General features: G+C 63.9%; 28 protein-coding genes. 10 read left to right on the top strand and 18 right to left on the bottom strand.

Translation table 11 applies throughout. The features are described from left to right. Window positions 1–74: 74 nt before the first annotated feature. Together P2T57_RS11225 and P2T57_RS11220 are read right to left on the bottom strand one after the other, a co-directional pair. The gene (locus tag P2T57_RS11225) at window positions 75–698 is read right to left on the bottom strand and encodes a hypothetical protein (RefSeq protein WP_276299297.1); all 624 of its coding nucleotides are present in this window, start codon (window positions 696–698) and stop codon (window positions 75–77) included. Between the two features lie 135 nt (window positions 699–833). Then, window positions 834–1,748, bottom strand: coding sequence for an MBL fold metallo-hydrolase (locus P2T57_RS11220; protein ID WP_276299296.1), 915 nt, complete (start codon window positions 1,746–1,748; stop codon window positions 834–836). 416 nt (window positions 1,749–2,164) lie between these two features. Between P2T57_RS11220 and serS the strand changes: the two genes are divergently transcribed. After that, a complete protein-coding gene (serS, locus tag P2T57_RS11215; protein ID WP_276299295.1) occupies window positions 2,165–3,547 on the top strand; it encodes a serine--tRNA ligase in 1,383 nt (460 codons plus the stop codon). On the opposite strand, the gene P2T57_RS11210 is transcribed toward serS, so the two are convergent. Further along, window positions 3,544–3,957, bottom strand: a complete 414-nt coding sequence (locus tag P2T57_RS11210; protein ID WP_276299294.1) for an EamA family transporter — start codon at window positions 3,955–3,957, stop codon at window positions 3,544–3,546. The genes serS and P2T57_RS11210 overlap by 4 nt on opposite strands. 141 nt (window positions 3,958–4,098) lie before the next feature. On the opposite strand from P2T57_RS11210, the gene P2T57_RS11205 reads away from it, so the two are divergent. Then, entirely contained in the window at window positions 4,099–5,526 is a 1,428-nt protein-coding gene (locus tag P2T57_RS11205; RefSeq protein ID WP_276299293.1) for an FAD-dependent oxidoreductase, read from the top strand. Window positions 5,527–5,531: 5 nt separating this feature from the next. On the opposite strand, the gene P2T57_RS11200 is transcribed toward P2T57_RS11205, so the two are convergent. Continuing rightward, window positions 5,532–5,903 carry a nuclear transport factor 2 family protein gene (locus tag P2T57_RS11200; protein WP_276299292.1) on the bottom strand — a complete coding sequence of 124 codons (372 nt, stop codon included), beginning with the start codon at window positions 5,901–5,903 and terminating at the stop codon, window positions 5,532–5,534. A 78-nt stretch (window positions 5,904–5,981) separates the two neighbouring features. Here P2T57_RS11200 and P2T57_RS11195 point away from each other — a divergent pair, with 78 nt between their 5' ends. Then, the gene (locus P2T57_RS11195) at window positions 5,982–7,061 is read left to right on the top strand and encodes a DNA primase large subunit PriL (protein WP_276299291.1); all 1,080 of its coding nucleotides are present in this window, start codon (window positions 5,982–5,984) and stop codon (window positions 7,059–7,061) included. A gap of 376 nt (window positions 7,062–7,437) precedes the next feature. Here P2T57_RS11195 and P2T57_RS11190 read toward each other — a convergent pair whose 3' ends face one another. Continuing rightward, on the bottom strand, window positions 7,438–7,638 hold the full coding sequence (locus tag P2T57_RS11190; protein ID WP_276299290.1) for a DUF7472 family protein: 201 nt from the start codon (window positions 7,636–7,638) through the stop codon (window positions 7,438–7,440). A 458-nt stretch (window positions 7,639–8,096) separates the two neighbouring features. Here P2T57_RS11190 and P2T57_RS11185 point away from each other — a divergent pair, with 458 nt between their 5' ends. Next, the gene (locus P2T57_RS11185; protein ID WP_276299289.1) at window positions 8,097–8,816 is read left to right on the top strand and encodes an SWIM zinc finger family protein; all 720 of its coding nucleotides are present in this window, start codon (window positions 8,097–8,099) and stop codon (window positions 8,814–8,816) included. Window positions 8,817–9,083: 267 nt separating this feature from the next. On the opposite strand, the gene hjc is transcribed toward P2T57_RS11185, so the two are convergent. Beyond that, window positions 9,084–9,575: a Holliday junction resolvase Hjc gene (hjc, locus tag P2T57_RS11180; RefSeq protein WP_276299288.1), complete on the bottom strand. Its 492-nt coding sequence runs from the start codon at window positions 9,573–9,575 to the stop codon at window positions 9,084–9,086. 139 nt (window positions 9,576–9,714) lie between these two features. Between hjc and P2T57_RS11175 the strand changes: the two genes are divergently transcribed. Next, a complete protein-coding gene (locus P2T57_RS11175) occupies window positions 9,715–10,545 on the top strand; it encodes a formate/nitrite transporter family protein (RefSeq protein ID WP_276299287.1) in 831 nt (276 codons plus the stop codon). Window positions 10,546–10,549: 4 nt separating this feature from the next. On the opposite strand, the gene P2T57_RS11170 is transcribed toward P2T57_RS11175, so the two are convergent. From P2T57_RS11170 to P2T57_RS11150, 5 genes are all read right to left on the bottom strand, one after another. Further along, on the bottom strand, window positions 10,550–11,500 hold the full coding sequence (locus tag P2T57_RS11170) for an alpha/beta fold hydrolase (RefSeq protein ID WP_276299286.1): 951 nt from the start codon (window positions 11,498–11,500) through the stop codon (window positions 10,550–10,552). Window positions 11,501–11,693: 193 nt separating this feature from the next. Then, complete coding sequence (locus P2T57_RS11165) at window positions 11,694–12,977, bottom strand: adenosylhomocysteinase (RefSeq protein WP_276299285.1); 1,284 nt, start codon at window positions 12,975–12,977, stop codon at window positions 11,694–11,696. 232 nt (window positions 12,978–13,209) lie between these two features. Then, window positions 13,210–13,983, bottom strand: coding sequence for a hypothetical protein (locus P2T57_RS11160; RefSeq protein ID WP_276299284.1), 774 nt, complete (start codon window positions 13,981–13,983; stop codon window positions 13,210–13,212). A 186-nt stretch (window positions 13,984–14,169) separates the two neighbouring features. Next, on the bottom strand, window positions 14,170–15,468 hold the full coding sequence (locus P2T57_RS11155; RefSeq protein ID WP_276299283.1) for an amidohydrolase: 1,299 nt from the start codon (window positions 15,466–15,468) through the stop codon (window positions 14,170–14,172). Between the two features lie 45 nt (window positions 15,469–15,513). Continuing rightward, entirely contained in the window at window positions 15,514–16,788 is a 1,275-nt protein-coding gene (locus P2T57_RS11150; protein ID WP_276299282.1) for a threonine synthase, read from the bottom strand. Between the two features lie 592 nt (window positions 16,789–17,380). Here P2T57_RS11150 and hisG point away from each other — a divergent pair. Genes hisG through P2T57_RS11135 form a run of 3 tightly spaced genes read left to right on the top strand, consistent with a single transcriptional unit; the run spans window position 17,381 to window position 19,004 of the window. Then, the gene (hisG, locus tag P2T57_RS11145) at window positions 17,381–18,247 is read left to right on the top strand and encodes an ATP phosphoribosyltransferase (RefSeq protein WP_276299281.1); all 867 of its coding nucleotides are present in this window, start codon (window positions 17,381–17,383) and stop codon (window positions 18,245–18,247) included. A gap of 53 nt (window positions 18,248–18,300) precedes the next feature. Beyond that, window positions 18,301–18,558 carry an AbrB/MazE/SpoVT family DNA-binding domain-containing protein gene (locus tag P2T57_RS11140; protein WP_276299280.1) on the top strand — a complete coding sequence of 86 codons (258 nt, stop codon included), beginning with the start codon at window positions 18,301–18,303 and terminating at the stop codon, window positions 18,556–18,558. Next, a complete protein-coding gene (locus P2T57_RS11135) occupies window positions 18,558–19,004 on the top strand; it encodes a type II toxin-antitoxin system VapC family toxin (protein ID WP_276299279.1) in 447 nt (148 codons plus the stop codon). Before P2T57_RS11140 ends, P2T57_RS11135 begins: the two co-directional genes overlap by 1 nt. Before the next feature lie 82 nt (window positions 19,005–19,086). Here the strand turns inward: P2T57_RS11135 and P2T57_RS11130 are convergent, their stop codons facing one another. Next, the gene (locus tag P2T57_RS11130; RefSeq protein ID WP_276299278.1) at window positions 19,087–19,431 is read right to left on the bottom strand and encodes a DUF7473 family protein; all 345 of its coding nucleotides are present in this window, start codon (window positions 19,429–19,431) and stop codon (window positions 19,087–19,089) included. 106 nt (window positions 19,432–19,537) lie between these two features. Here P2T57_RS11130 and P2T57_RS11125 point away from each other — a divergent pair, with 106 nt between their 5' ends. Beyond that, a complete protein-coding gene (locus P2T57_RS11125) occupies window positions 19,538–20,407 on the top strand; it encodes a DUF8172 family protein (RefSeq protein ID WP_276299277.1) in 870 nt (289 codons plus the stop codon). 210 nt (window positions 20,408–20,617) lie between these two features. Here the strand turns inward: P2T57_RS11125 and P2T57_RS11120 are convergent, their stop codons facing one another. Beyond that, entirely contained in the window at window positions 20,618–21,178 is a 561-nt protein-coding gene (locus P2T57_RS11120) for a TATA-box-binding protein (RefSeq protein WP_115797963.1), read from the bottom strand. Window positions 21,179–21,376: 198 nt separating this feature from the next. On the opposite strand from P2T57_RS11120, the gene P2T57_RS11115 reads away from it, so the two are divergent. Continuing rightward, the gene (locus P2T57_RS11115) at window positions 21,377–22,399 is read left to right on the top strand and encodes a methyltransferase domain-containing protein (protein WP_276299276.1); all 1,023 of its coding nucleotides are present in this window, start codon (window positions 21,377–21,379) and stop codon (window positions 22,397–22,399) included. A gap of 1 nt (window position 22,400) precedes the next feature. On the opposite strand, the gene P2T57_RS11110 is transcribed toward P2T57_RS11115, so the two are convergent. From P2T57_RS11110 to P2T57_RS11090, 5 genes are all read right to left on the bottom strand, one after another. Then, window positions 22,401–22,838: an acyl-CoA thioesterase gene (locus P2T57_RS11110; RefSeq protein ID WP_276299275.1), complete on the bottom strand. Its 438-nt coding sequence runs from the start codon at window positions 22,836–22,838 to the stop codon at window positions 22,401–22,403. Window positions 22,839–22,867: 29 nt separating this feature from the next. Further along, window positions 22,868–23,251, bottom strand: coding sequence for a hypothetical protein (locus P2T57_RS11105; RefSeq protein ID WP_276299274.1), 384 nt, complete (start codon window positions 23,249–23,251; stop codon window positions 22,868–22,870). 48 nt (window positions 23,252–23,299) lie between these two features. Then, window positions 23,300–23,956, bottom strand: coding sequence for a DUF7504 family protein (locus tag P2T57_RS11100; protein ID WP_276299273.1), 657 nt, complete (start codon window positions 23,954–23,956; stop codon window positions 23,300–23,302). Continuing rightward, window positions 23,953–24,849 carry a GAF domain-containing protein gene (locus P2T57_RS11095; RefSeq protein WP_276299272.1) on the bottom strand — a complete coding sequence of 299 codons (897 nt, stop codon included), beginning with the start codon at window positions 24,847–24,849 and terminating at the stop codon, window positions 23,953–23,955. The genes P2T57_RS11100 and P2T57_RS11095 overlap by 4 nt, the downstream gene beginning before the upstream one ends. Window positions 24,850–24,926: 77 nt before the next feature. Further along, window positions 24,927–25,952 carry an AAA family ATPase gene (locus P2T57_RS11090; protein ID WP_276299271.1) on the bottom strand — a complete coding sequence of 342 codons (1,026 nt, stop codon included), beginning with the start codon at window positions 25,950–25,952 and terminating at the stop codon, window positions 24,927–24,929. Between the last annotated feature and the right edge of the window lie 46 nt (window positions 25,953–25,998).

Raw genomic sequence — 25,998 nt, 5'->3', positions numbered from 1 at the left:
ACAACCTCCCGTGATAAACCGGTAACGGCTATCGGGAATGGAGGTCCAGCGGTAGTGGTGTGCTGTACGGACGGTTAGTTATCAGCAGGAGTACCCTCGTGACGGGTGGCTGAGTCCGTGGAGAGGAGGTATCCCATCGTGACCAGCGACATAGCGAGTAATTCGACGGTCGGAAGCCAGTCTGGGACTTCTCCGTTTTTCAGACTGACAGCGTATAGCAGTATCCACGTCCCCGAGAAAACAAGTAGCGGAATCCCGACGAAGCGGATGGAACCGTTTTTCCAGAAGAAAGCAAGTCCGAAACACCCAGTTCCCAGCATGTACGGTAGCGGACTGAGCCATAGGAGATACGGTAATTCGGGTAGCGGACGAATTAGAAGAGTGAGGAGACCGCTCACAAAGAAGGTCGGTGTGAGCGCCATCAGAGCGACACCCACAACTGCTAACCGGGGAGTTTCAGAAGTTAGGCGGTGATACAGACCGAACAAAGCGATGAACGGGATTGCCAATCCGATGAGGTCGGGGAGTGCCGCAGAGAAAATAAAGCCGGCCCATTCCGGGAGCCTCTCTGAAACCGCGAATCCGACGAAATCCGGCAGTGTCCTGACCATCGTCTGGAACAACAGGAATCCTCCCGCAATCAAAAGGAGGGCACCGGTCTTTTCTTCGAGGAGTTCTCGTAATTCCAAGCGAACCATCGACAGCAATATCCTACTGTCCGGCATTAAATGTTAATATTATTAATGGAATCGGCGTCTAGCAGTTTCGCCACGGATGGAAAACAGAAAATTACCTATTAAGGATAAGTGTACAGTTGCTAAAGACAGAATTACCTATTCTTCACGATTGTCGATATAGGTCACGACGCCGCGGACGTTTAGCCGGGCCTCCTCGCTGGCCTTGCGCTCGCCCCAGACCTCGACCATCTCGGCGTTCTCCGCGAAGTAGTCCTCGACTTCCTGCGCATCGCCCAGTTCCTCGTACTTCGCTTCGACCGTCTCGACCCACTCCCGGAGGACCTCTGCGTACTCGTCCATGACGCCCTCGTCGTACTCCCGCGGGCCGAAGTGCGGGTAGAGGAGGGCCTTCGGATGCAAGTCCCGAATCGTCTCCAAGTCGGCGATGCACTGCTCCAAGTCGAAGTTCGGCGGCGGCGAGGTCTGGCGAATCTCCTCGGCGGAGGGCACCCAGATGCCCGCCGCGTCGGCGGTGAAAACGGCATCGTCGTCCCGGTCGTGGTAGACCACCTGATGAGGAGCATGCCCCGGCGCGTGGTACACGTCGAGGCGGTGGTCGCCGAGGTTGATTTCGTCGCCCGCGTTGAGTTCGACCACGCGCTCCTCGGGGACTGGTTTGGGTTCGACGTAGAACTCCCACTGGTCGCCGACCGCTTGCTTCGTGCCCGCCACGAGGCGCGAGGGGTCCACGAGGTGCCGGGCACCGATTTCGTGAATCATGACCTCGGCGTTGGGGCAGGCCTCGGCGAGGAACCCAGCGCCGCCAGCGTGGTCGAGGTGGACGTGGGTCGGTGCGATTACTGCGACGTCCTCGCGAGCGATGTCCAACTCGTCCAGCGCGTCCAGAATTAACTCGTGGTGGGTCCCGATGCCGGTGTCGATGATAGCCGGTCGGGCGGTATCGTAGATGTAGACCGCGCCGTACTCCTCGGTGTCGTACATCCCGGTGTCGAGGTAGTAGAGGTCCGAACAGTCGCCGGTGGTGACTTCACGGAGGTCGCCTTGGGGCATGGTTGTTGGTGGGCCTCGGCGGGGTAAAAGGTGTTTGCTCCTCGGAAATTTGGGGATGGCGCTGGTGTTCGATTTGGCCGGCCAGATGGTTATTTGGCATCTATTCTCAGGTGACTCCTGCAGAAGCCGAGAGAAGTAGCGAAGCTAGCTTCAGGCTTGAGCCTCGGCGTGACCGCCCCGCACCGCGACTGCGGGCCTCACACCTCCCCAACCTCCTGCGTTGCTCGTCGCTTCGCTCCTGCGCTACTCGTCCCTCGCGCGGTTCGGCGCGGCGAACGAGACGCCGCGCCAGCACGCGCCGAAACTGAGGGTGACGATGAGAGATACCGGTTCACGCACTCCCGCCACACCCCTTGCCAACCCCTGCCCCACGAACGATACGGTTTTTTGCCGGGAGCGGAATGTGGAGAGTAGGAATGCTAGACCGGAACTACATCCGCGAGAATCCCGACGAGGTCCGCGCCGCGCTCGAACAGAAGGGCGTTACCGACGTGGACTTCGACCGGATTCTCGAACTCGACGAGGAGTGGCGCGACCTCAAAGCCCGCGGCGACGACCTGCGACACGAGCGAAACGAGGTCAGCGACAAAATCGGCGAACTCAAGCAGGCCGGAGAACACGACGAGGCCGACGAGGCCATCGAGCGTTCGCAGGAACTCAAGGCCGAAATCGAAGAAATCGAGGACCGCGCGGCCGAACTCGAAGAAACCCTCGAAAAAGAGATGCTTCGCCTCCCGCAGATTCCGAGCGAGGAGGTCCCGGTCGGCGACAGCGAGGACGAAAACGTCGAGCGCCGACGCGAGGGCTTCGAGGACCTGCGTGACCTGCCAGACGAGGTGACGCCCCACTACGAACTCGGCGAGGAGCTAGACATCATCGACGAGGCCCGTGCCGCCAAAACAAGCGGAAGCGGGTTCTACTTCCTCAAGGGCGAGGGGGCGCAGTTGGAGTACGCCCTCCTCCAGTTCATGCTCGAACTCCACCGCGAGCAGGGGTACATCGACCTGTTCCCGCCGGTCCCGGTCAACAGCAAGTCGATGGAGGGCACCGGCCAGTTCCCCAAGTTCGTGGACGACGCCTACCGACTCGGCGGGGCGAACGACGAACCCTACGACGACGACGACCTCTGGCTCTGTCCGACCGCCGAGGTCCCGGTCACGAACATGTACCGCGACGACATCCTCCTCAAGGACGACCTGCCGCTCAAACATCAGGCCTACACGCCGAACTTCCGGCGCGAGGCGGGCGAACACGGCACCGAGACGCGGGGCATCGTCCGGGTCCACCAGTTCAACAAGGTCGAGATGGTCAACTTCGTGGAACCCGACAATAGCGCCGAGGCCTTCGACCGACTCGTCGGCGAGGCCGAGGAGGTACTGGAGCGCCTTGACCTGCCCTACCGGATTCTGGAGATGTGTACCGCGGACCTCGGGTTCACGCAGGCCAAGAAGTACGACATCGAGGTCTGGGCACCCGGCGACGACATGGACGAGGGTCCCGAACAGGGCGGGCGATGGCTCGAAGTCTCGTCGGTGTCGAACTTCGAGGACTTCCAAGCCCGGCGCGCTGGCCTGCGCTACCGGCCCGAGCGCCACGAGTCGGCCGAGTACCTCCACACGCTCAACGGGTCGGGACTGGCCCTGCCCCGCGTGATGGTGGCCATCCTCGAATACTACCAGAACGACGACGGCACCGTCACCGTGCCCGAACCCCTCCGGCCCTACATGGGCGGCAAGGAGGTTATCGAGGGTCACGAACCGGTTGGCGAGAGCGCCCTCGGCGCGGGCGAGAAGGACTAACTCGTCGTCAGGTAGACCCCGACCGCGGCCAGCACGATGCCGACCGCCTTCTTCGCGGTCAGCGGGTCGTTCAGGAACACCACGCCCAGTAGCGAACTGCCGACGAGGAACATCCCGAAGACGGGGACCACGACGTTGACCGGCCCGGCCCCCAGCGCCTGATAGTACGCGAGGATGCCGACCGTGAGGAAGACCCCCGCGGCGTACATGTACACCGCGTTCTCGCCGGTGAGGTAGGGAACGACCGCTTCGTCTCGGTAGGCGATGACCCCGGCGGCCCCGAGCGCGAGCATGCTGTTTGCGACCAGCGCGACGACGGTACTCGGAATCTGGTCGGTCGCCAGACTCGCCAGCGGCGTGAAGACGGAGTAACCGACGAGCGCGACGACTGCCCACGCGAGGTAGTTCATGCCGATTCGTTGGAAACTGCCGCACCTATCGGTTGGGGTTCCAGCGAACTTCGTCGCCGAGTGTCGCGCATTGGCGAGTCAGTTCTCGTCTTGTGGAAATCGCGCAATTCTATTTTACGTCTCCGGCCCGTAGGTCCGACTATGGCTGATACGTTCGTAGTAATCGGCGGCGACGCGGCGGGGATGAGCGCGGCGAGCAAGGCCAAGCGCGAGGACCCGGACCTCGACGTAATCGTCTTCGAGAAGGGCGAGTGGGTCTCTTACGGTGCCTGCGGGATGCCATACTACGTCAAGGGCGACATCGACGAGTTGGAAGACCTCGTGGCAATCACGCCCGACGAGTTCCGCGAGGAGCGAGACATCGACCTCCGGACTCACAGCGAGGTCGTCAATATCGACCGCGAGGCCCGGACGGTTACAGTCGAAAACGAGGAAGGGACTTACGAGCAGAAGTACGACGACCTCCTCGTGGCGACCGGCGCGCGAGCGATTCGGCCCCCAATCGACGGCATGGACTTGGACGGCGTATTCACTTTTCACTCGATGGACAGCGCCCGAGCGGTCCGGGACGCGGTGGCCGGCGTGGCCGACGACGAGCGGGAAGGGTACGGGTCCGAGGTCGGCGAGTATCTCGACGGCGAGAAACCCGAGTCGGTCGCCATCGTCGGCGGGGGCTACATCGGACTGGAGATGGCCGAGGCCTTCGACGCCCGCGGCCTCGACGTGTCGGTGTTCGAGATGCTCCCGCACGTCCTCGCACCCTTCGGAGAGAGTATCGCCGAGGAGGTCGAGGACCACCTCCGCGAGCAGGGCGTCTCGCTCCACCTCGACACGATGGTCGAGCGAATCGCCGGCGAGGGAGGTGAGGACGGTGAAGACGGCCGGGTCGCCGCAATCGAGACCGGCGACGAGCGCCACCCGGTCGATTCGGTGCTGGTCGCTACCGGGGTCGCGCCCAACGCCGAACTCGCTGTGGAGGCCGGCATCGAGACGGGCGAGACGGGCGCGATTGCCACCGACGAGTTGGGTCGGACCAGCGCCGAGGAGGTCTTCGCCGCGGGCGACTGCGCCGAGGCCCATAACGTCGTGACCGACGCGCCCGATTACGTCCCCCTCGCGCTGACGGCGAACCGGGCCGGCCGGGCCATCGGTTCGACGGTGGCGGGCGACCCCACCGAGGTCGGGGGCATCGTCGGCACGGCGGTCGTGAAGGTCTTCGACCTCGAAGTCGCTCGGACCGGCGTCATCGACTCCGACGAGGCCCAACAGGCCGGCTTCGACCCGGTTTCGCAGGTCATCACCGCCGGGTCGCGCGCTCACTACTACCCCGGCGGCACGCCCATCACCATCGAGATGGTCGCCGACCGGGAAACGGGTCGCTTGCTCGGCGCGGCGATGGTCGGCGAGGAGGGCGTCGCCAAGCGCATCGACACCATTGCCACGGCGCTCCACGCCGAGATGACCGTCGAGGAGGTCCAGAACCTCGACCTCGCCTACGCCCCGCCGTTCAGTCCGGTCTGGGACCCGGTGCTGACCGCGGCGAAGGTGCTGTCCGGAAAGTTGGAGTAGGAATCTCAGCGCGTGTAGGTTCTGATTCTGGCGATTCTCGCCTCGCCGCTCTCGAACTCGAAGGCGTCCACGAACTCGAACATGGGGTTGCCCTCGGCGTCGCGCAGGCGTCCTCTAACTGCGACTTCGGGGGCGTCCTCGCCGGCCTGCTCCTCGGCGAAGACGGCCTCGATTTCGTGGGACGTGTCCTTGTTGGGCCGGTCGTCGCGCATGAACCCGACCAGCGCGTCTCTGTCCTCGATGGTCCGGTCGGGGCGCTCGTGGACCACGCCCGCACCGAGGAGGTCGGCGAACCGGTCGTAGTCGCCCGCGTCGATGGCGTCGTAGTAGGAGCGTGCGAGTTCGGTGGCGTCGGTGGTGTCGGAGGTTTCGGTCATGTCGAAACCGAGGGGTGTCGAACGTATCAACCCGTCCGATTCGCCGCGTTTATCCGGGCCGGTCGAAATTTGGGGAGTATGAATCCGGTTCACGCCCGATACCCCTTCCTCGCGTCTGCGCGCGAGAGCGTCCGAGAGGCCGACATCGGCCTCGCGGCCATCGTCACGGGCGAGGAGCGCCACGCCGCCGTCGAGCGCGGCGTCGAGCGAGTGCGCCGGGCGCTCATCGACGGGACCGTCAGGCCGGACCCCGACGACCAGCGCCGGTGGGACACCCGCGCCGAACTCCTCTCGTATCCCGTCGCGCGGGTGCTGGTCTCGCTGGTGGACGCCCCCGGTGCGGTCGAGAAGTACGCCAGCGCCGAGGCCGACACCGCCTACGAGCAGTTCACCGCTGACTTCGAGAACCCCGACGACGGCCTCAAGTCCACGACCGACGACTCCATCTCGCTGGCGGCGCTGTTGGCGGAGTTCGACCTCTCGGGCGCGGTCCGCGAGACAATCGAGGGCGACGGCTACCGAATCGCGGTCGGCGAGTACCTCCCGCTGTCGTCGAACTTAGACGACGACTCGTGGACGCTGGCGACCCGCCAACTCGCCGACGGGACGGTCAAGATTTCGGAGGACGAGTTGCACGACCTCCTCCGAGAGGCGGTCCGCCAGCGGGTCTCCGCGGGCCTGCCGACCGAGGTCCCCGACGCGATTCGGGAGGGCCTGACCGACGAGGTGGCCGAACTGGAGGACACCTTCTCGGAAATCGACATCTCGCGTAGCATCGACGTGATTGCACCGGAGGCTTTCCCGCCGTGCGTCGAGTCGCTGATGGAGCGCGCTCAGGACGGCGAGGACCTCTCCGCTCCCGCCGAGTTCGCGCTGGTCTCCTTCCTTGCCAGCGCCAACGCCGACACCGACGAACTGCTGGCCCTCTGCGGCGTGGACAGCGACACCCGCGCGAAGTCGGTGCGCTACCGGGCCAACCGCGTCGGCGACGAGTCCGGTGCCCAGTACGCGCCGCCCTCCTGCGAAACGATGGCGGCCTACGGCGAGTGCCCGGTCGCCGACGACGAGGACCCGACTGCCGACGCCCGATGCGAAACCATCTCGCACCCGCTGGCCTACTACGAGGACGCGCTGGCCGAAGCCGAGAAAAGCAATTAAAAGTTAGTTTTGGAAATCATATTTACTATCTAAACATCACATATCGTTTCCTAAGAATGTGTTTTGATTGTCGGCGCGCGCGAGAAACGCGCGCGAGGGAGTCGGCCGCCGGAGGCGGCCGACGAGGTTGGGGAGGCGTGAGGTGCTGTGCGGGTGCCGTGCGGTTGCGGTAGACGGCTTTGCTCACGCCTGAAGCTAGCTTACTGGTTCTTTCCACCCTCAAGATGTTGTGCAGTCGCAGTTCCCATTGCTTGACCACCAGCGACTCTACCGAATCCATCCACGATTATCCCTCACAAATCCGACTCAACTACCCTCCGAAAACCGCCACACCCTCCACTACACAACTCTCGACCTCAGAACCTCCGAAGTGATTTCAGTGCTGTTGTGCCATCCAGTAGCCGACGCCGGTCATCAACAGCACGAAGAAGACGATAACCGCTACGACTGCCAACGCGCCCGTCTGGGTCAGTCCGCCGTTCCCGTAGGTCGTGCCCACCCAGACTAGCAACGCGACGAACAGACCGACGGAACCCACGCCGACGAATATCTCGCGGCGCGTTTCCTTATCTACCATAGCGGTGGCTTCCGAGGGTATCGGCAAAAGGGCTTCGGAACGACCTTTTCCAGCGGGCGCGCCCCGAGAGGCGCGCCCTTGCAAAAGCTCGACCAAAAACACGGCGTCACCCCCTCACGAGCGCCTGCGGCGCTCGTTCGAGGGTTCCTTGGTCCGCTCGCTCGTCGCTTCGCTCCTCGCTCGCGGCGGAATCGCTGGTGCGCGAGCCTTCGGCTCGCTGAAACGTGGTCGGTCAGGCCGAGCGTTCGCTGACCCTGTTTTGTTCTCTCTGCCTGACCTCGGATTTAGCTGTTATTCGGACATTAACGCTCTGGCGCGTTCATCTAGCTGTTCTGGGAGGTGCAAGACTTAGGAGTGTTCGGCCCCTATCAATTCACACGCGGAACCGACCGACGGTCCGACGATGTGGGGGTGATGCTGATTCTGGCGCGTCGGTCGCCGCACGAGGAGGGAAGCCCATGGAAAACACAACAGCTTCCGAACGAACGCGAGCATCGCTCGCTCCCGCGCCGACCGTGACCGACGTCCGGTCCCAGCGGGCGCGCATGGAGCGAATGGCCGTCACACCGCTCGGTGGCGGCGTCTACGAGGTCGAAAGCCAGAGCGGCAACACCTACTCGGTGGACCTACCCGGCGGGCGGTGTACCTGCCCAGACCACAACTTCCGAGGAGTCCGGTGCAAGCACATCCGGCGCGTCGCCATGGAGGTCACGGAGGGACTCGTCCCGCCGCCCGGCCAGCGGACCGTCGCCTGCGCTAACTGTGGCGACGAAACCTTCGTGGACGAGACTAGCGAGGGGCCGCACTTCTGCGACGAATGTGGTCTCGCACCCGGCGAGGCCGTGGTGGACCGCGAGACTGGCGACCTGCTGGTCGTGGTCCGAACCACCGACCGCCGGGCCGACGAGGTAGAAATCGCCAATCACGATTGCACCGTCGCAGAGTACCACAACAATCGGGACTACCGCGCCGACGACGTGGTAGTCGAGGCGATGTACCCCGTCCCGGCGGGCCTCGGCACCGACGACCTGAAGCCCCATCATCTCCGGCGGTACTCCTTCCCGCGGGGCCGACTCGCCCGCCGCGGGGAGAGCAGGGGTGAATCGAGCGTCACTAATCGTTCCGTCGCCGAGCGCGAGGACCAATCTGAACTGGGTGAGTTCGAAGTCCGGGCGTAGCGACGCCGAATCGACTCACGACTCGACAGGGAAAAACGGCGGCGGTCCGGCCCTCCACGACGATGTCGCATCGGACCGCCGCCGGAGTGGAATTGCTCGGATTCTCCTCCAGAGTCGAAGCGCAGGACGCTTCGCGTCGGTGACGGTGCCCGCTGACACGTCGGCCGGTCTTCCTCACGCCACCGACATAGCCTAAATAGTCACAACTGGAAATATATCTTTCCATATACGTCGGCGGAAAAACCCGACGACGCGCAAAAAGTCGCGCTACTCCAGCATCGACGCGGCCTCGTCCGGCGAGAGGACGCCCTGTTCGACCGCAGTCAGCACGTCCCGGATGTCGTGGTCGTCCTCGTCGTCGGCGTCGTCGCTCCCGCGGAGCGCCCCGAGCGGTTCGCCGTCTTCGAGTGCAGTCTCCTTCTTGACCCGGTAGTTGCCCCCGTCGGTCTGATGCACGTCCGCGGGGTGGAAGAAGTACCAGTCCTCGCGGTCGAACCGCACGCCGATTTTGGGCTTCGCGCCGAAGTTCTGCGAGAAGTAGACCAGCGCCTCGACCTCCTCGCCAGTCAGGTAGATTGGGTCGCCCGAACTCGACTTGGCCTCGATAGCGTAGAAAACGTCGCCGTCGCCCGCGAGTACGTCGGGGAGTTCCCGCTCGGTCGCGCTTCCGCTGGCCGGTGCCCGCATGACCGCGAATCCGTCCTCGTCGAGTCGGTTGACGAGTTCGCGCTCCCGGCGGTCTCCCTTCGCGTTGGACATGGTTGGACAGTCTTCCCTTCTGGGTGTTAAGTCCCCCGCAAGCACGGCGGAAGTGAAACTCTCCGCGAGTGGGACAGTTCCCAACCGAAACGTCTCGCGGCCAGACACCTTTTGCCCGCTTGTTCCGACTATTTCTACCGTGGCGAAGGAAGAGCTAGACAAGCGAATCAGGACCGAACCGCCGGGCGAGGGCCAGAAGTCCAAACGGGAGATACTCGCCCAAGAGATTCAACAGGGCCTCGAAGAACTCGAACGCTCGGCGGACGGACTGTTCCTCTCGGGGTTGTCGGCCGGCCTCGACATCGGTTTCGGCCCGCTGTTCATGGCGGTACTGCTGACGCTGGTCGGCGGTTCGTGGGGCGACCCCCTGACCAGAATCGTCGTCGCCAACGCCTACGCCGTCGGGTTCATCTTCGTCATCGGCGGCCGGTCGGAACTGTTCACCGAACACACCGCGCGGGCCAGTCTCCCACTGCTCGACGGGCGAACGAGTCTCGGGCGACTGGCCAGACTCTGGGCGCTCGTCTACGGCGGGAACATCGTCGGCGGAAGCCTGTTCGCCATCGTGATGGTCGAGTTCGCTCCGGCCTACGGCATCGTAGAAGCGTCGGCGTTCACCGAAATTGCGAGGAATCTCGTGGGTCACGAGCCGTGGCTGATACTCTCTGGCGGTATCGTCGCCGGGTGGCTGATGGGCCTGCTCTCGTGGCTCCTCACCGCCGCCCAAGAGAGCATCTCGCGTATGGTCGTCGTGTGGCTGGTCACGACCGGTATCGGTCTGGCCCACCTGCCACACTCCATCGCGGGGAACGTCGAGGTACTGGCTGGCGCACTCGTCACCCCGTCCATCAGCCTCGTCCAGTACGCCAGTTTTCTCGCGCTCGCCACGGTCGGCAACGCCCTCGGTGGGTCGGTTTTCGTCGCCCTGCTGAAGTACGGCCACGTCGTTCGCGGCGACGAGGACGAGTAATCCGCTACACCGAGCGCCCGTCGGTGAGGAACGCCACGGCCGCGTCGGTGGCCTCGTCGCCGGGTTCGAGCCACGGCACGTGGCCGTAGTCGGCGAGCGTCACGAAGTCGGCGTTGGCCATCGCACTTGCCACCGGCCGCCCCACCGAGGGCGGCCAAAAGTAGTCCTCAGTGCCCCAGACGAATCTGGTCGGGACTTGGATTTCCCGGACCGCCTCGCGCAGGTCGAACTCGGGATTCATCCCCCGGACCGTTCCCAGCGTCTCCATCAGCGATAGGAGACTCTCGCGCTGGCCGGGTAGCTTCTCGCCGACGATTCCCGGTTCGAAGAACATGTCGGGAATCGCCGAGTCGTCCTCGACGTTGATGCGCCGGAACTCCGCGCGGGCCTCCTCGACCGTCTCGGCTTGGAAGTAGTCGAACAGCCACCGCCCGACGAGGGGCAGGTCGAACAGTCGAAAGAGGAGCGGAATGTCCCGCGAGAGGCCGGCGGGCGCACCGATGGCGCAGAGCCGAGTCACGCGCTCGGGGTGGTCCACCGTGAGCGCCAGCGACTGGAATCCCCCGAGGGAGTTGCCCATGACGGCGGTCTCCTCGATGCCGACCGAATCGAGGAGGTCGGCGACGTACTCGACGCCGAACTCCCGGAATCCGGTTTCGCGGTAGTCCACTGCGGTCGAGAGTCCTCGGCCGGGGGCGTCGGGAACGTAGACCGTGAAGTGGTCGGTCAGCGCGTCGAGCATCGGGACCCAGTAGGTCGCCGTCGCGCCGAGACCGTGGAGGAGGAGCAAGGGCGGTCCCTCGCCCGCGGTCAGGTAGTGGACCTTACTGGCGGGATTGGGGAGGTCGGCGTACCGTGATTCGGCGTCTACGCCGTAGTGGTCGCAGACTGCCGAGAGGGCTTCCACGTAGGGTTTGGCAGTGGCGCTCGGTTCGGCGGCGTGGTCGAGGGGCATGGGACAAAATTAGAAGGACGAGACGAAAGAGTTGGTGTCGAATCGACCCCCATTCGGCCGGTGGCGCTGGAAGTCTCATACCCCTTCACTGAGGGATCATCGTCTTCCTTGCCACGTGAGTCACAATAGACTCACCGTGTTAATAGAAGTTACGAATTAAAAACCTTCCTGCGGGTCCGGGAGGTTGGTTATTTTATGTCCCGTGTTGCCAGCTATCCATGTACTCTGCCTGCTCGTCGGTCAGGTCGTCGTACTCGACGCCCTCGGCCTCCAACTTGATTTCCGCGATTTCCACGTCGAGTTCGTCGGGCACGTCGTGGACGCCGGCGTCGTACTGGTCGCCGTTATCCACCAGTTCGCGGACGCAGGCGGCCTGCACGCCGAAGCTCTGGTCCATGACCTCGACGGGGTGGCCCAGCGCGATGGGACTTGCGAGGTTGACCAGTCGGCCCTCGGCGAGGACGTTCAGTCGTCGCCCGTCGTCCATCTCGTACTCCCGAACGCCGTCGCGGGCCTCGCGCTCGTTGACGGCGAGGTCCGAGAGTTGATCCAAGTTGATTTCGATGTCGAAGTGGCCGGCGTTGGCCAGCAGAACGCCGTCCTGCATCTTCTCGAAGTGGTCCTGCGTGATTACGTCGCGGTTGCCCGTCGTGGTGAGGAACACGTCGCCGACCTCGGCCGCCTCGGCCATCGGCATCACGTCGTAGCCCTCCATGTGGGCCTCCAGCGCGCGGCGCGGTTCGACCTCGGTCACGATGACGTTGGCGTTCTGGCCCGAGGCCTTCTTGGCGACGCCGCGGCCGCAGTCGCCGTAGCCCGCGACGACGACGTTCTTGCCCGCCCACGAGAGGTTCGTGGTCATGGCGATGTTGGCCAGCGAGGACTCGCCGGTGCCGTGAACGTTGTCGAACAGTCGCTTCATCGGCGTGTCGTTCACGGCGAAGACGGGGTACTTGAGTTCGCCGTCGTCGTCCATCGCGCGGAGTCGGTGGACGCCCGTGGTGGTCTCCTCGGCCCCGCCGACGATGGAGTCGATGAGTTCGGGGTAGTCCTCGTGGATGGCCGCCACGAGGTCCATGCCGTCGTCCACCGTAATCGTCGGTTCGTGGGCGATGACCGACTCGATGGCGGCGTAGTACTCGTCGTCGTCCACGCCGTGCTTGGCGTAGGAGGAGATATTGGGATGCTCGTCCAGCGCGGCGCTCACGTCGTCGTGGGTCGAGAGCGGGTTGCACCCGGTGACGGCGACCTCAGCGCCGCCTTCAGCGAGCGTTTCGACCAGCACGGCGGTCTTGGCCTCGACGTGCATCGCCATCCCGATTCGCTCGCCCTCGAAGGGTTGGTCGGCCTCGAACTCGTCCTGAATCGCCGAGAGAATCGGCATGTGTTCGCGCGCCCAGTCCATCTTGCGATGGCCTTCGGTGCGCGCAGACTCCACGTCGTCTACCTGTTCGGAGATTGTCGGATAGTCTGCCATGGCTGAAAAAAGGGAGACCACGCCCAAAACGCTACCGAAGGTCGGCGCGGCCGCTCGACGCGCTGAACTCGATTGCCGACTGTTCACTGACGCCGACGAGTTCAGTAGCGACTACGCAGTCCCAAAATAACTTTACATTGCTTTAGAAAACGAAATTGTTTGCTTACCGGTTCGGTACGAGTCTCCGCCGAAAGTCCGCGGACCGTCGATTACGTGCCAGCGGTCTCGGGCGTTACCGGCCTTTGCCCTTGCCGTTACCCTTGTTCTTGCCGTTTCCGTTGCCGTTAGAATTGCTGTCGGAGTCGTCGTCGGAGCTATCGGAATCGTCCGAGTCGTCGCCCTTGTCCTTGCCCGCGTTCTCGGGCGGACCCTGCGAGTCGCCGTCGTCGTCGGTCTTGTTCTGCCCGCCAGCGTGGTCAGGCTTCCCCTTGTCCTTGCCGTTCTTACCCGCGTCGTCGGGCTTCCCGGCGTGGTCAGGGCGCTTCTCCGAGGCGTTACCGGGGTTGTTCTCCGTCACGAACTCCGAGATGACCTGTCCGATGGGACCGCCGTCGTCGCCCGCGTTCATCATCTCCTCGACGAACGACGACACGAGGTCGCCGAACGTCTTCTTGTCGTCGCCGTCGTCGGAAGTGTCGCCGTCTTCAGCGGCGTAAATCGTCGCGGTCGTGGAACCGGTCACGTTGCCCTTCGCGGCCGTGACATCGACAGTCACGTTCTCGGCGGGTTCGGGGAGCGACACCCCGCCGGCGTCGCCGGTGGTGTACTCGCCGACGCCCGCGTAGGTCGTGTTGGCCTCGACCGTCACCGAGGCGTTAGCGACCGCGGTGTCGTTCTGCGTGACCGAAACCGTCGCGCCGTCGTTTCCTGCGTTCTCGACCGTCACGGTCAGCGAGTCGTTCGCCGCCGTGTTGCCTGCACTACTCACTGCGCTCGCGGCCGAGACGCTCGACAGGACGAGGAGTCCCGCGAGAGCGACCGCCAGCAGTCGTTTCTTCGAGGTCATTCCACTCGGTCCTATGGGCAACGAGTGATTAAACCCCGCCCGTCGTCCACTCTGTTTTCAGCGTTCAAACATGCAGTTAGAAAGAACGAGAGAGCGTTAGAAAGTTTAGAAACCAATCTAATCGTTCAACTGAATCTTCAATAGCTCGTTTCCGACAGGAACCTCGGGCGGAGGACCGACGCCGACCTACTCCGCGCGCTCGACTGCCTCGGCGGCGCACTTCTCGGCGCGTTCCCGGACCGCCTCGGCGTCGAGGGTCAGGACCTCGCCGTCGCGCATCAGCACCGCGCCGTCACAGACCGTGTGGCGCACGTCCGACCCGCGGACGGCGTAGGCGAGGTGGCTCACGAGGTCGTGGTGGGGCGTGAGGTGCGCAGAGTCGAAGTCCACGACCGCGATGTCGGCGTTCGCGCCTGCCTCGATGCGGCCGCTGTCGAAGCCCAGCGCGTCGGCGCTCCCTCGGGTCGCCATCCGGACGACCGACTCGGCCGGGACCGCGCTGGCGTCCTCCTCGGCGAGTTTGCCCACCATCGCGGCGTCGCGCATCTCGTCGAACATGTCGAGGTCGTTGTTCGAGGCCGCGCCGTCGGTTCCCAGTCCGACCGTCACGCCCGCGTCGAGCATCTTCTGGACCGGGGCCATCCCGCTGGCGAGTTTCATGTTCGAGGCCGGGCAGTGGATGACGCCCAGACCGGTCTCGGCCAGCAGGTCGATTTCCGATTCATCGACGTGGACGCCGTGGGCCACGAAATCCGAGTCGCCGGTCATGTCCAACTCGCGGGCGTATTCGAGGGGTCGCTCGCCCTGTTCGTCTACGATTGGGGCCACTTCGTCCTCGGTCTCGTTGGCGTGGTAGTGAATCGGGATTCCCTCCTCGCGGGCCTCTGAGACGTACTCCCGAAGGTACTCGTCGCCGACCGTGGTGAGGCTGTGGGGCATGAACGCGGTCGTGACTCGGCCGTCGGCCGCGCCGTCGAACTCGCGGGCGACTTCGATGCTGGTGTCGAGGTCCTCCCGCGCGCCCTCCTCGTCCTTGGCGACCGTGACGACGCCGTGGCCGACTCGCGCTCGCAGACCAGCGTCCTCGACCGCATCCACGATTTCGGGCACGTGGAAGTACATGTCGGCGAATCCGGTCGTGCCCGACCGAATCATCTCCAGCAGGCCGAGTTCGGTCCCGGCGCGCACGTCCTCTGCGGTGAGTTCGGCCTCGACCGGCCAGATGTCCTCCTGAAGCCACGCGTCCAACTGCTTGTCGTCGGCGTAGCCCCGCAGGAGCGTCATGGCGACGTGGGTGTGGGCGTTGACCAGCCCCGGCATCACCAGCGAGTCCTCGGCGTCTAAGGTCTCGTCGCCCTCGGGTACCTCGTCGGGGTCGCCCACCGCCACGATGTCTCCGGACTCGGAATCGACCAGTACGTCGGCCTCCTCGACGGTCTCGTCGGGACGGAGGACCTGCCCGCCCGCGATTCGGACTTTCGTCATGTGCCGTGATTCACACTCGGGGAGCGTGAAACCTCCGGCTTCGTGCTACGTCGAATCCACGTCGAACGGGACCGCCTCGCCGATTGCGTCCAGTTCGGGTTCGACGGTCGGCGACTCCCCGACCGCGCCCGCGGTCTTCTCGGGCCACGCGACCCCCGCGCCGGTTCCGACCGCGACCACGGTGTCGTCCGGGCCGAGGAGGCCCTCCTCGACTGCCTGCGAGACCACGGCGGACGCGAGCGCCGAGGCCGGTTCGAGGAACACACCGTCTCGACCCACCGCCCGGATGGCGTCCTCGACCGATTCGCGGGACGCGGCGTAGGCCGCGCCGCCGGAGGCCCGGACCGCGGCGAGGGCGTGGTCGCCTGAGGTCGCCCCCATCGTGGAGGTGCTGAGTGGTTCCGGGCCGTCGTCCCGGCCGACGGATTCGGCGTCGGCGTCGAACGCGGCGGCGAGGGGGTGGCGCTCGTCGCTCTCGGCGCTTATCATCCGGGGTTTGTCCGCGACGATGCCGTTGGCCGAGAGTTCCCGGAAGCCTTTCCAGATACCATATAAACCATCGCCTGCGCCCACGGGAACGACGACCGCATCCGGGACCTCACTGGCTCCCGGCACCTCGCGTAGCTTTTCGACGATTTCGTAGGCGATGGTCTTGTAGCCCTCGTAGACGTAGGGCTGGCCGGTGAAGCGGTCGGCGAGGTTGTAGGCGACGAACCACCCCGAGTCGGCGAGTTGGCGGAGGAGTCGCTTGCGCTCGCCGTAGTCGGTGAGTCGGATGGCTTCGGCCCCGTAGGCCCGAATCTGTCGGTGGTGGGGCGGTTCGCTGGACGGCGAGAGGAAGCCGAGGACGCGCTCGATTCCGGCCCGCGAGGCGTAGGCCGCGATTGCGCTGGCGTGGTTGCCGGTCGAGGAGGTCGCAATTCGGTCCGCACCACCAGCGACGGCGTGGGGGACGACCACCGACGCGAGGCGGTCCTTCCACGACCACGTGGGGTTGGTGGTCTCGTTCTTCAGATAGAGTTCGGGACCCTCGGCGTCGAATCCGGCGGCAGTGGTCTCCGAGAGATGCGGGGCCTTGACCAGCGGGGTCCCACCCTCACCCATCGAGGAGGGCGGCGCACCTTCTGTCCCGAGTTCGAGGCCCGCGGTCGGAAGCCAGTCGGCGTAGCGCCAGAGGTCGGTCCGGCCCGAGTCGGGGAGCGAATCGGGGAGGTCGTCGTGAGCGACTTCGAGCGTCCCGCCGCACTCGGGGCAGTCTGCCGGGCGCTGGTCGGGGTCGATGCTCGCGCCACACGACAGGCACTCGAAGACGTAGGGCATGGTCGAATGGTTAGCTGTCGGGGAGGAAAGTGGTTCGGGAATCGGCTAGGAATGTCCGGAGTTCGCCGAAGGAGAGCGCGTTGTGGAATCGAGACAGCAACAGGAGCGACCAGTTCACCGACGACAGCAGAGTCCTCGAAAGTCCTCGCGCGGTTCGCGGTCACGTGAGGGGTGGCGGCGCTCCGCGCTGTGACTGGCGAGCGGTGGAACCGCGAGCGAAGCGAACGTGATTTCGGAAGACGTGGGTTGTCTTCCGGCGGTCGCCCTTTCAGTCCGCCGAGGAGATGGACTGTTCGGCCCGCCGTTTTCGGTGGAAAAGTCCACCGAGTTCCCGGCGCGCGCTGGCCGCGCGCAGTTCTGCGCGCGGCCAACCGCGCGAGGGAGTCGGCCGCCAGCGGCGGCCGACGAGGCTGGGGCGGTGTGAGGCTGTCGCGGTGCGGAGACTCCTTTGCTCACGCCTGAAACTAGCTTCCTGTCGCCCCTCCGGTCGGCGGTCGGAGGACCATTCCATCAGAACCGAAAACCGAGAATCGGCGAATCTCGCAGGAGGACGAAAGCTAGTTCCCCGACGAACGCGAAACCCAATCCAATCATGAGAATCGCCGTCCCGAACAAGGGCCGACTCCACGACCCGGCGATGGAACTGCTCGAAAGCGCCGGTCTCCACGCCGTAGACGGCGCGGACCGCAAACTCTACGCCGACACCGTAGACCCCGAGGTGACCCTGCTGTTCGCTCGCGCCGCCGACATTCCCGAGTACGTCAGCGACGGCGCGGCCGACGTGGGCATCACCGGACTGGACCAAGTTCGGGAGGCAAATCCCGGCAACGTCGAGGAGATGCTGGACCTCGAATTCGGTCGGTGCAGACTCGTGCTGGCCGCCCCGGAGGACGGCGACATCCAGTCGGTCGCCGACGTGGCGGGCAAAACCGTGGCGACCGAGTTCCCCAACGTCGCCGAGCGGTACTTCGAGGACCAAGACGTGGAAGTGGACGTGGTGGAGGTCAGTGGGGCAACCGAGCTAACTCCTCACGTCGAGATGGCCGACGCCATCATCGACATCACCTCCACGGGAACGACGCTGAAGGTCAACCGCCTCGCCATCGTGGACGAAGTACTGCAAAGCTCCGTCTACCTGTTCGCCCGCGACGACGTGACCGACGACGAGAAGGTCCAGCAGATTTCGATGGCGCTCCAGTCGGTGCTGACCGCCGACGGCAAGCGATACCTGATGATGAACGCCCCGCAGGACCGACTGGACGAGGTTCGGGACGTGATTCCGGGCCTCGGCGGTCCGACCGTGATGAACGTCGAGAGCAACGAGAACGGCGACAAGGACGGGATGGTCGCGGTCCACGCCGTCGTGGACGAGCGCGACGTGTTCGAGACCATCAACGAGTTGAAGTCGGTCGGCGCGAGCGGGATTCTCGTGACCGAAATCGAGCGGTTGGTCGAATAATCCGGGTTCGCTCGTCGCGTAGATATTTAACCGATAGCGAACGAATCCGACGTATGGCCGCAGACGACGCCGAAGACGCCGAGACGACGCTTGACGAAAACTACGGGGTAACGCTTCCCCAGCGGTTCCGAGAGCGACTCGGCCTCGAACCGGGAGACCGCCTCCGGTGGGAACTCGCCGACGACGGCCTCCTCGTTGCGGAAGTCGTCGGCGAGCGATACGGTGCCGCCGAGGACCTCGAACCCATCGACGCTGGAACGGATACCGATGCCGTCGCGGACACTGACGAACTCGCCTACGAGGTCGATTGATGCCGGAGGCCCTCGTAGACGCGAACGTAGTGTACGGATTTCGGATGTCGCGCGACCAGTGGCACCACCGAGCAACCCAAATCGTCACGGGGATGGACGACGGGACGCTCCCCCGAGGCCGAGTGACGAACGTCGCTCTCTCGGAGATTCTGACGCCGATACAGAAACGCGCGGGCCACGACCCGGCAGTCGCTACGCTGGAATTTCTGGAACGAAGCGCAGGATTTCAGGTCCGTTCACTTGACGGGAGCGACTTCGCTCGGGGTCGGAAACTGTTCCGCCAGTCGGAAGGGGTCAAACTCCCGGACGCGACGATGGTAGCACACATGCGCCGAACCGGCGTCGAGTACGTCTATAGTTTCGACGACGACTTCGACCGTTTCGACGGCATCACGCGATTGACTGCGGCGGCGAATCCGTTCGACACGACTCGCTCGACTGACTGATGGTTGGAAATAGCATATTTTATTATTTCTTTAGCAATTATATATGAGTCCTTAACGTGTGAGTAGATTACTCTGACTGTCGCTACGTCGGTGCAGTCCCGAGGAGCCTCACCAAATTGAATATCGTAATCCCGAACAGTGCGCTAATCGTGTAGTGGGCCGCGGTCACGACGCCCGCCGTCTTGTACTTGAGGCGGTAGACCGCCCGAATCGTGAAGAAGTCCGCACCGGCGCTCATCAGGATGACGACCGCCGGGCCGTAGGCCTGAAGCGCGAACGTGATGATTGCGGGGACGACGCCGACCGCGAACGCCCGGACGATGGGTACGTCGCCGAGGACGTACCGCGCGGCGATGTGAGCGGTGATACTGTAGAACAGCACCGTCAGTAGGAACGTGCCGACCAGCGCGACGATGGGGACCGCCATGCGTGTCTCTCGGGAGGCACAGGTCAAGGAAGTAGCGGTTTGGGGAGTCGGAGCCTAGACTACTTTCCCACGATTCATATACGACCCTGAACAAATCCGAGTTGAGATGGCGTCCGCACTCGGCTACTATCACCACCCGGACGACGACCAGTTCTCGCTGGATTTCGTGAATCCTGACCGAGGAGTAATCGAGGACCGACTCGACTCGTACGACGGGGTAACCGAAACGCGAACCACGACCTACGACCTTGACGAGGAGGTCCACACGATTTACACGAGAACGAACGAGGTGGCAGACGCCGAGGAAATCGAGTACGGTTTCGACCGTGCGTTCGCCGAGATGGACCCGGATACGAGAGTACTTGTGCGTGAAATTCTCGAACTGTTCAGAAGAATTCAAGAGCGCAAACACGACGAGGAGGGGGTTCCGTTGGACGCATACAAGGAAATCGAGATTAGACGAATTCCGCGTGCGTTCGAGCAGGTGGACTGGTCAGGACCGGTTCCGAAGACGGGCGGTCAGATAGCTTCTAACTTAGTCCTCTGTCACGCACTCCCAAACGCGAACCATCGAACGGCGTTCGGGGTACTCGAAACGTATCTCAGAGCGGTCGATTCGTCGGTCAAACTTCCCTCGATGGTGACGGACGATTACGAGTGGCAACGATGGGTAGACGAGTATATCGTGGACTCGAAACGGTTGCTGACTATCCGACGAAACATCGACCTCTTTCGGTATCTCGAAAGGTACGGTTGTCGAACCGTTCGTCGGAAAGGCGGAATCGACGTTGTGCTTTCGGAATACGCCTTCGATTTCCGCCAGCACGAAGCACTGAGAGACTACGCGCACAAACACGAGCGAAGAACGACTGATTTCGTGAAAAAGTTGTTACGGAAGATGGACCGCATCGACCTAGTGGAAAACCCGGCCATCAGAAAACCGGCTTTCGCGGCGTTCCTTCGACAGTTGGACTAATCTCGAAGACTGGCGACCGAGTAGCCGATTTCCTTGGCTTGCTCGCTCCCGCTCAAATCGTACTTCGCGTCGATTTCTTCGAGGGCTTCTTCGAGAGTCACGGAGTAGTCACTCGAAGATTTGTTCGCCACGACGAATAAAGCTGTTGTCGGGCGTACTCCTCGCCCGAAAAACGAAAGAAAGGCCGCGTCCGCTCCGCGTTCGACCGCGCTATTCCAGCAGACCGAGTTCTTCGAGGCGCGAGACGATTTTGTCTACTGCCTGCTCTGCGTCCTCGGGTTTCTTGCCGCCCGTGATGACGAGTTTGCCCGAACCGAACAGGAGTGCGACGACCTCGGGTTCGTCGAGTCGGTAGACGAGACCGGGGAACTGCTCGGGTTCGTACTCGATGTTCTCCAGTCCGAGGCCGATGGCGATGGCGTTGAGGTTGAGATTTCGACCGAGGTCCGCGGACGTGACGATGTTCTGAACCACGATTTCGGGGTCCTCGTTCACGTCGATTTGGAGTTCGCGGAGTTTGTCGAAAACGATTTCGAGACTCTCGTGTACGTCAGCCGTGCTCTTGGCACCGGTACAGACAATCTTGCCAGACCGGAAGATGAGTGCGGCGGACTTGGGGTTCTGGGTCCGATAGACGAGACCGGGGAACTGCTCCGGGTCGTAGTCGGCCCCCTCGAGGTCCATCGCCACGCTCTGCAGGTCGAGTTCCTGCCCGATGCCGGTGGAGGCGACCACGTTTTCAATGTTGATGGTCTCCTTTGGGTCAGTCATGCGCGACTTAAATGTCGTATTTAAGGTTTATAAAGGTTGGTACTCCCTCTTGACACGTGCGCTGAGGGTTTTTATGCCCCTGTCGGACCCCAGAACCCCGACTGCGCTTATGAGAGGGGTGAAATCCGGCGCGCTCTCCCGCCGACTGCTCTGACCGCAGACGAAACCCCCAAGAGCCACGGCCGAGTTCGGTACACCGTGTACGCGCTGGAACTCGGCGGAGAGGACGACCGATTTGCGGCCGCAGAGGCGGCGAGCGCCGCGACCGGTGTGGAAGTCGTCGCGCCCGGCCTCGCCACCGCCAACGCGGTCACCGACCGCGTGCGAAACTTAGCTTACACTCGCCGCGCAAGCGAGTTGGTCGGCACAACCGACGCCAGCATCGAGTCGGCCCGCGTCCTGCTGGACGCCGCCGAGTTCGACCGCAGTGAAGGCGACTCGCCACTCGGCACCGTGGCGGTCCGCGCCAGAGATGTGCGAGAGACCGCCGGTATCGACACCCAGCGGGCCGAGCGCGAACTCGGCCAGATTCTCGTGGACCGGGGTTGTGAGGTCGATTTGGACGACCCCGACAGCGAACTTCGGGCGCTGTTCGCCGACGACACCTGTCTTCTGGGATGGCTCGAAACCGAGAGCGTCCGGGACTTCGGCACCCGGAAACCGACCGACCGGCCGTTCTTCCAACCCGGCGGGATGGACCCCCTGCTGGCCCGCGCGCTGGTCAATCTCGCGGGTGCCAAGCCCGGCGCGACCCTGCTCGACCCGATGTGTGGGACCGGCGGCGTCCTCATCGAGGCCGGACTGGTCGGCGCGAACGCACTCGGTGCGGACGCCCAGACGAAGATGGCCCGCGGCGCTGTCGAGAACCTGCGCCACTACTTCGAGGCCGACGACCGGGCGACCGGCGACTGGGCCACCGTGCAGGGCGACGCGACCCACCTGCCCTTCCCGGACGACTCCATCGACGCGGTGGTGTTCGACGCGCCCTACGGCAGACAGTCGAAGATAGCGAATCTGGACTTAGACGACCTCGTAACCGGCGCGCTCTCGGAGGCTCGCCGAGTGGCGAGTCGGGCCGTGGTCGTCGGCGACCAGTCGTGGGCCGAGGAGGCCCGCCAAACCGGCTGGACCGTCGAAGCCGAGTTCGAGCGCCGGGTCCACCGGTCGCTGGTGCGCCACATCACGGTCCTCGACGGCGGCGACTCGCTCGATTGCTCGTAGGTCACGACTCGGCGTTTCGAGCCTTCTCCTGTAGCTCTCGCTCCTCGTCGGTCTCGACCGTTAGCTCCGGGACCGCGACCGGTGCGCCCTCCTCGCCGAGCGCGACGAAGGTGAACGACGAACCGGTCGTGCGCTCGGTCTCGCCGGTCCGGGGGTCCTCGCGCCACGCCCGGAGTCGGACCGTGACGCTGGTCCGCCCGGCGTCGTAGACGTAGGCCTCGATGAGGGCGATTTCGCCGACCGGGACCGGCCGGTGGAAGGAGAAGTCATCGACGCCCGCGGTGACGCAGGTCTCGCCAGCGAAGCGCATGGCCGACATCGCGCCGAGTTCGTCCATCCACTTCATGAGTTCCCCGCCGTGGAGCGTCTCGTAGTTGTTGGCGTCGTTGGGTTGGACCCGATAGCGGTTCTCGATGTGCGTCTCTGCGAGGCTGGGCATGGACCGACTTCGCCGTCGAGCGCCAAGAGTTAGGCGGACGAGTCGCCGGTCGGCCAGAGGAGTTCCCGGAAGCGGACTCGGGCCACGACTGCGCCGAGGACGACCGCCACGAGCCACCACCCGACCGCGAGAGCCAGACGGACAGTCTGTAAGTCGAATACAGCGCCGCCGAGCGATGCGAGGAAGTAACTCGTCAGCGAAAACTTCCAGAGTTGGTGGTAACTGACCGCGAGACGGTCGGTCGCCGCGAGGACCCCGACGACGAGGCCCGGCAGAAGCCAGAGCGCTGGCGGGAATCCCGCTCCCGAACCGAAGCCGTAAACCAGCGACGAGAGCGTACTCGTCGGGAGCGAGAGCAGAAACGTGCTTCCGACGACGATACCGATTCGTTCGAGGGTGTCGGGGAGGGCCACGTCGGAGCGTCGAAGGCGCGTCAAAAATCGGTTGCGGTCGGGACGGACTCAGAGCGACACGTCGATGCTTCGGTCGTCGTCGCCGAGGCCCGAGACGTGCAGGGTCGCCTCGCCCGAACCGGTCGTCTCCACGTCGATGCGGGCGGTGAAGGAGGTTTCCATCCCGGCGATGACGCTACTGGTCTTGCTCCCGATGTCGGTGCTGGTGTCGAGGGCGCAGACGCCGATGGCCTCGTTTCGCCGGAGTTGGCCCAGCAGATTCGAGTTGAGAAACCGGAAGACAGACCGAGTGTCCTCGACTTCCCGGCAGATGCTCGAACAGAACAGGATGCCGGCCCGAACGCGGTCCGTGCTGGCTTGGGCCTGCGTGACGTGCGACGAGAACTGCATCCCGAGGCCGGTCAGGTCGGTCACGTCCTGAACCGTGGTGACGTTCGACTTCGCGTCGGGTCCCTCGCAGGTGAGGACTGTCGAGCGCTCGCTGGCGGTCGGAATCGCATCATCCAGCGCGCGGTTCACGTCGCGGCCGGTGGATTCGGTCGCCAGCACCAGCGAGCGTTCGCCGTCCTCGGCGGCGACGAGGCGGTAGAAGATGGTTTCGAGCGCGTCGCTGTCGTCGCCGGTCAGCAGGATGCTGGTGCCCTCCTCGATGGGGTCCAGCGAGAGGCTCGACACGTCGAACGCGGGATTCTCGGAGAGACTCATGCTTGGCCTCCCGAACTCACGGCGTCGAGAAGCGACTGGCGAAGTTCCAGAATCTCCATCGCTGTCTCGGCGAACTGCTGGAGTTCGGCCTGTTGCTGTTCGGAGTAGGTGCGGGGTTCGTGGTCGATGAGACAGACCTGTCCGATGGTCTGTCCCTCGGGAGTCGTCATGTTCGCGCCGGCGTAGGAGACGATGCCGAGGTCCCGGAGTTGCTGGTTCTCGGCGAATCGCTTGTCCTCGGTCACGTCTTCGACCACCATCACGTCCTCCTGAAGCATGCTGTGCGTGCAGATGGTGTCCTCGCGGGTGAGCGAGTCCCAGTCGGCCCCGGTGCAGGCCAGAAAGTTCTCCTCGTCTTTCTCGATGAGACCGATGAACGCGACTGCGGCGTCGAAGTGGCTTGCAATGAGGTCGGTCAGGCGGTCGAAACTCTCCTCGATGGGGAGTTCATCGACATCGTAGGCGTCGAGGGAGTCGAGTCGGGACTCCTCGTCGTCGGGGACGAGGAAGCCGACCTGCGCGCTGTGAGCGATGAGGTCGTCCACGACGAATCCGAGTCGGTCTTCGGCGTCGGGCAGGTCGCGGTTGAGGTACTCCACGATGACGTCCTCGAACGAGGAGGTGTCGATTTCGGTCGGCGTGACGTCGGTGTAGAGGACGCAGGGGGTCTGGGGTGCCTCCTCACGAATCGTGCCCACCACGTCGAGGCCCGTGCCGTCGGGGAGGTCGTACCCGGTCACGACGCAGGCCACGGATTCGGTTTCGAGGGCTTCGACGGCTTCCGCGACGGACGTGAGCGTCACCGGCGAGAGTTGGGGGTCGTCTTCGAGGGCGTCGGCGATGTCGCCGACCTCGCTCTCGTCGGCGATGCACAGAACGGTCTGTTGTACCATCTAACTATACGTTAGGTTGCTTTAACATAACTATTCGGTTACGTTATTGGGGTTTTCAACGGCAAAATCCGCGTCCGCTACGCTTCGCCCTTCGACCCGAGTTCCGCCAGCAGGTGGCCGAGGTGAACCCGGTCGCTCGACCCCTCGGCGAGGTCCATATCGATTTCGCCTGCGAGTTGGGTGAGTTCGGCGCGCGTCTGTTCTTTCCCAGTGTATCGGTCTTTGTCGTTGACAACGTCGAGGATTTCGTGCAGGACTTCCTCGCCGCTGTAGCCCTCGTCGACGAGTAAATCGTCTAGCGTCTTGCGGGCGTCCTGAAAGTCGCCTGCTTCCGCGTCGTCCAGCATCTCCTCGATACGCTCTCGAATCCCGATTTCCCGAACCAGCGGAATGGTGTCGGTCGTGACCTCGCCCTCCTTCTCGTGGAGCGTCTGGGCACTCAGAATCGCCTCACGGATGTTCATACCGGCGTCTCTAGCCAGAATCTGAAGCGCGAAATAATCGTATTCGGAGCCTTCTTGTTCTAAGATTTCTTTGAGGATTGACGCGACATCTCTCTCGCTCGGCGCGTGCATCGCCACCGGGAAGCACCGCGACTTGATGGGCGGGATGAGTTTGGTCGGTTGACGGGTGGTGATGATGAACTGGGTCGCCTCGTGGTGGCGCTCCATCACCCGGCGCAGGGCCTGCTGGAAGTCCTCGCGGATGGCCTCGGCGTTGTCCAGCACGACCGTCTTGTACGTCCCCGAGACCGGTGAATAGCTCGCAGACTCCTTGAGGACGTGGTTGATGAGGTCGGCCTTCGAGGAGTTCCGCTTGCGCTTGCTGTCGATGAACGACGAGAAGCGCGGGTCGTTGGCGATTTCCTTCTTGGTCATCCCGAAGAAGTCCGCGACGTTGATTTCCACGAGGTCGTTGTCGGGGTCCTCGTGGGCCTCGCGGGCGAGTGCCCTCACGGCGGCGGTCTTACCGGCCCCGGCGGGGCCGTGAATGACGAGGTTAATCGGGTCGTCTACGGCCTTCTGGAGGTACTCGCGGACCTCGGACTGCGGGAGGTCGGCGAGGTCGGGCGCGTACCGTTCGGTCCACAGCGGCGCGTCCATTACTGGCGCGTAGGTGACCGCCGGGTAAGAATCAGTCGGTTGGTCA

Origin of the sequence: Halorussus lipolyticus (genome assembly GCF_029338375.1) — an archaeon.
GTDB lineage: Archaea > Halobacteriota > Halobacteria > Halobacteriales > Haladaptataceae > Halorussus > Halorussus lipolyticus.
This window is presented reverse-complemented; position numbering and strand designations above follow the sequence as displayed.

What these genes read in the sequence shown, in the direction of transcription:
- P2T57_RS11190 (WP_276299290.1), bottom strand. Translation starts at nt 7,638, where the DNA reads ATGGTAGATAAGGAAACGCGCCGCGAGATATTCGTCGGCGTGGGTTCC.
- P2T57_RS11200 (WP_276299292.1), bottom strand. Translation starts at nt 5,903, where the DNA reads ATGACCGAAACCTCCGACACCACCGACGCCACCGAACTCGCACGCTCC.
- P2T57_RS11185 (WP_276299289.1), top strand. Translation starts at nt 8,097, where the DNA reads ATGGAAAACACAACAGCTTCCGAACGAACGCGAGCATCGCTCGCTCCC.
- P2T57_RS11195 (WP_276299291.1), top strand. Translation starts at nt 5,982, where the DNA reads ATGAATCCGGTTCACGCCCGATACCCCTTCCTCGCGTCTGCGCGCGAG.
- P2T57_RS11165 (WP_276299285.1), bottom strand. Translation starts at nt 12,977, where the DNA reads ATGGCAGACTATCCGACAATCTCCGAACAGGTAGACGACGTGGAGTCT.
- P2T57_RS11135 (WP_276299279.1), top strand. Translation starts at nt 18,558, where the DNA reads ATGCCGGAGGCCCTCGTAGACGCGAACGTAGTGTACGGATTTCGGATG.
- P2T57_RS11100 (WP_276299273.1), bottom strand. Translation starts at nt 23,956, where the DNA reads ATGAGTCTCTCCGAGAATCCCGCGTTCGACGTGTCGAGCCTCTCGCTG.
- hjc (WP_276299288.1), bottom strand. Translation starts at nt 9,575, where the DNA reads ATGTCCAACGCGAAGGGAGACCGCCGGGAGCGCGAACTCGTCAACCGA.
- hisG (WP_276299281.1), top strand. Translation starts at nt 17,381, where the DNA reads ATGAGAATCGCCGTCCCGAACAAGGGCCGACTCCACGACCCGGCGATG.
- P2T57_RS11225 (WP_276299297.1), bottom strand. Translation starts at nt 698, where the DNA reads ATGGTTCGCTTGGAATTACGAGAACTCCTCGAAGAAAAGACCGGTGCC.
- P2T57_RS11125 (WP_276299277.1), top strand. Translation starts at nt 19,538, where the DNA reads ATGGCGTCCGCACTCGGCTACTATCACCACCCGGACGACGACCAGTTC.
- P2T57_RS11160 (WP_276299284.1), bottom strand. Translation starts at nt 13,983, where the DNA reads ATGACCTCGAAGAAACGACTGCTGGCGGTCGCTCTCGCGGGACTCCTC.
- P2T57_RS11205 (WP_276299293.1), top strand. Translation starts at nt 4,099, where the DNA reads ATGGCTGATACGTTCGTAGTAATCGGCGGCGACGCGGCGGGGATGAGC.
- P2T57_RS11155 (WP_276299283.1), bottom strand. Translation starts at nt 15,468, where the DNA reads ATGACGAAAGTCCGAATCGCGGGCGGGCAGGTCCTCCGTCCCGACGAG.
- P2T57_RS11120 (WP_115797963.1), bottom strand. Translation starts at nt 21,178, where the DNA reads ATGACTGACCCAAAGGAGACCATCAACATTGAAAACGTGGTCGCCTCC.
- serS (WP_276299295.1), top strand. Translation starts at nt 2,165, where the DNA reads ATGCTAGACCGGAACTACATCCGCGAGAATCCCGACGAGGTCCGCGCC.
- P2T57_RS11210 (WP_276299294.1), bottom strand. Translation starts at nt 3,957, where the DNA reads ATGAACTACCTCGCGTGGGCAGTCGTCGCGCTCGTCGGTTACTCCGTC.
- P2T57_RS11150 (WP_276299282.1), bottom strand. Translation starts at nt 16,788, where the DNA reads ATGCCCTACGTCTTCGAGTGCCTGTCGTGTGGCGCGAGCATCGACCCC.
- P2T57_RS11130 (WP_276299278.1), bottom strand. Translation starts at nt 19,431, where the DNA reads ATGGCGGTCCCCATCGTCGCGCTGGTCGGCACGTTCCTACTGACGGTG.
- P2T57_RS11170 (WP_276299286.1), bottom strand. Translation starts at nt 11,500, where the DNA reads ATGCCCCTCGACCACGCCGCCGAACCGAGCGCCACTGCCAAACCCTAC.
- P2T57_RS11140 (WP_276299280.1), top strand. Translation starts at nt 18,301, where the DNA reads ATGGCCGCAGACGACGCCGAAGACGCCGAGACGACGCTTGACGAAAAC.
- P2T57_RS11095 (WP_276299272.1), bottom strand. Translation starts at nt 24,849, where the DNA reads ATGGTACAACAGACCGTTCTGTGCATCGCCGACGAGAGCGAGGTCGGC.
- P2T57_RS11110 (WP_276299275.1), bottom strand. Translation starts at nt 22,838, where the DNA reads ATGCCCAGCCTCGCAGAGACGCACATCGAGAACCGCTATCGGGTCCAA.
- P2T57_RS11090 (WP_276299271.1), bottom strand. Translation starts at nt 25,952, where the DNA reads ATGGACGCGCCGCTGTGGACCGAACGGTACGCGCCCGACCTCGCCGAC.
- P2T57_RS11220 (WP_276299296.1), bottom strand. Translation starts at nt 1,748, where the DNA reads ATGCCCCAAGGCGACCTCCGTGAAGTCACCACCGGCGACTGTTCGGAC.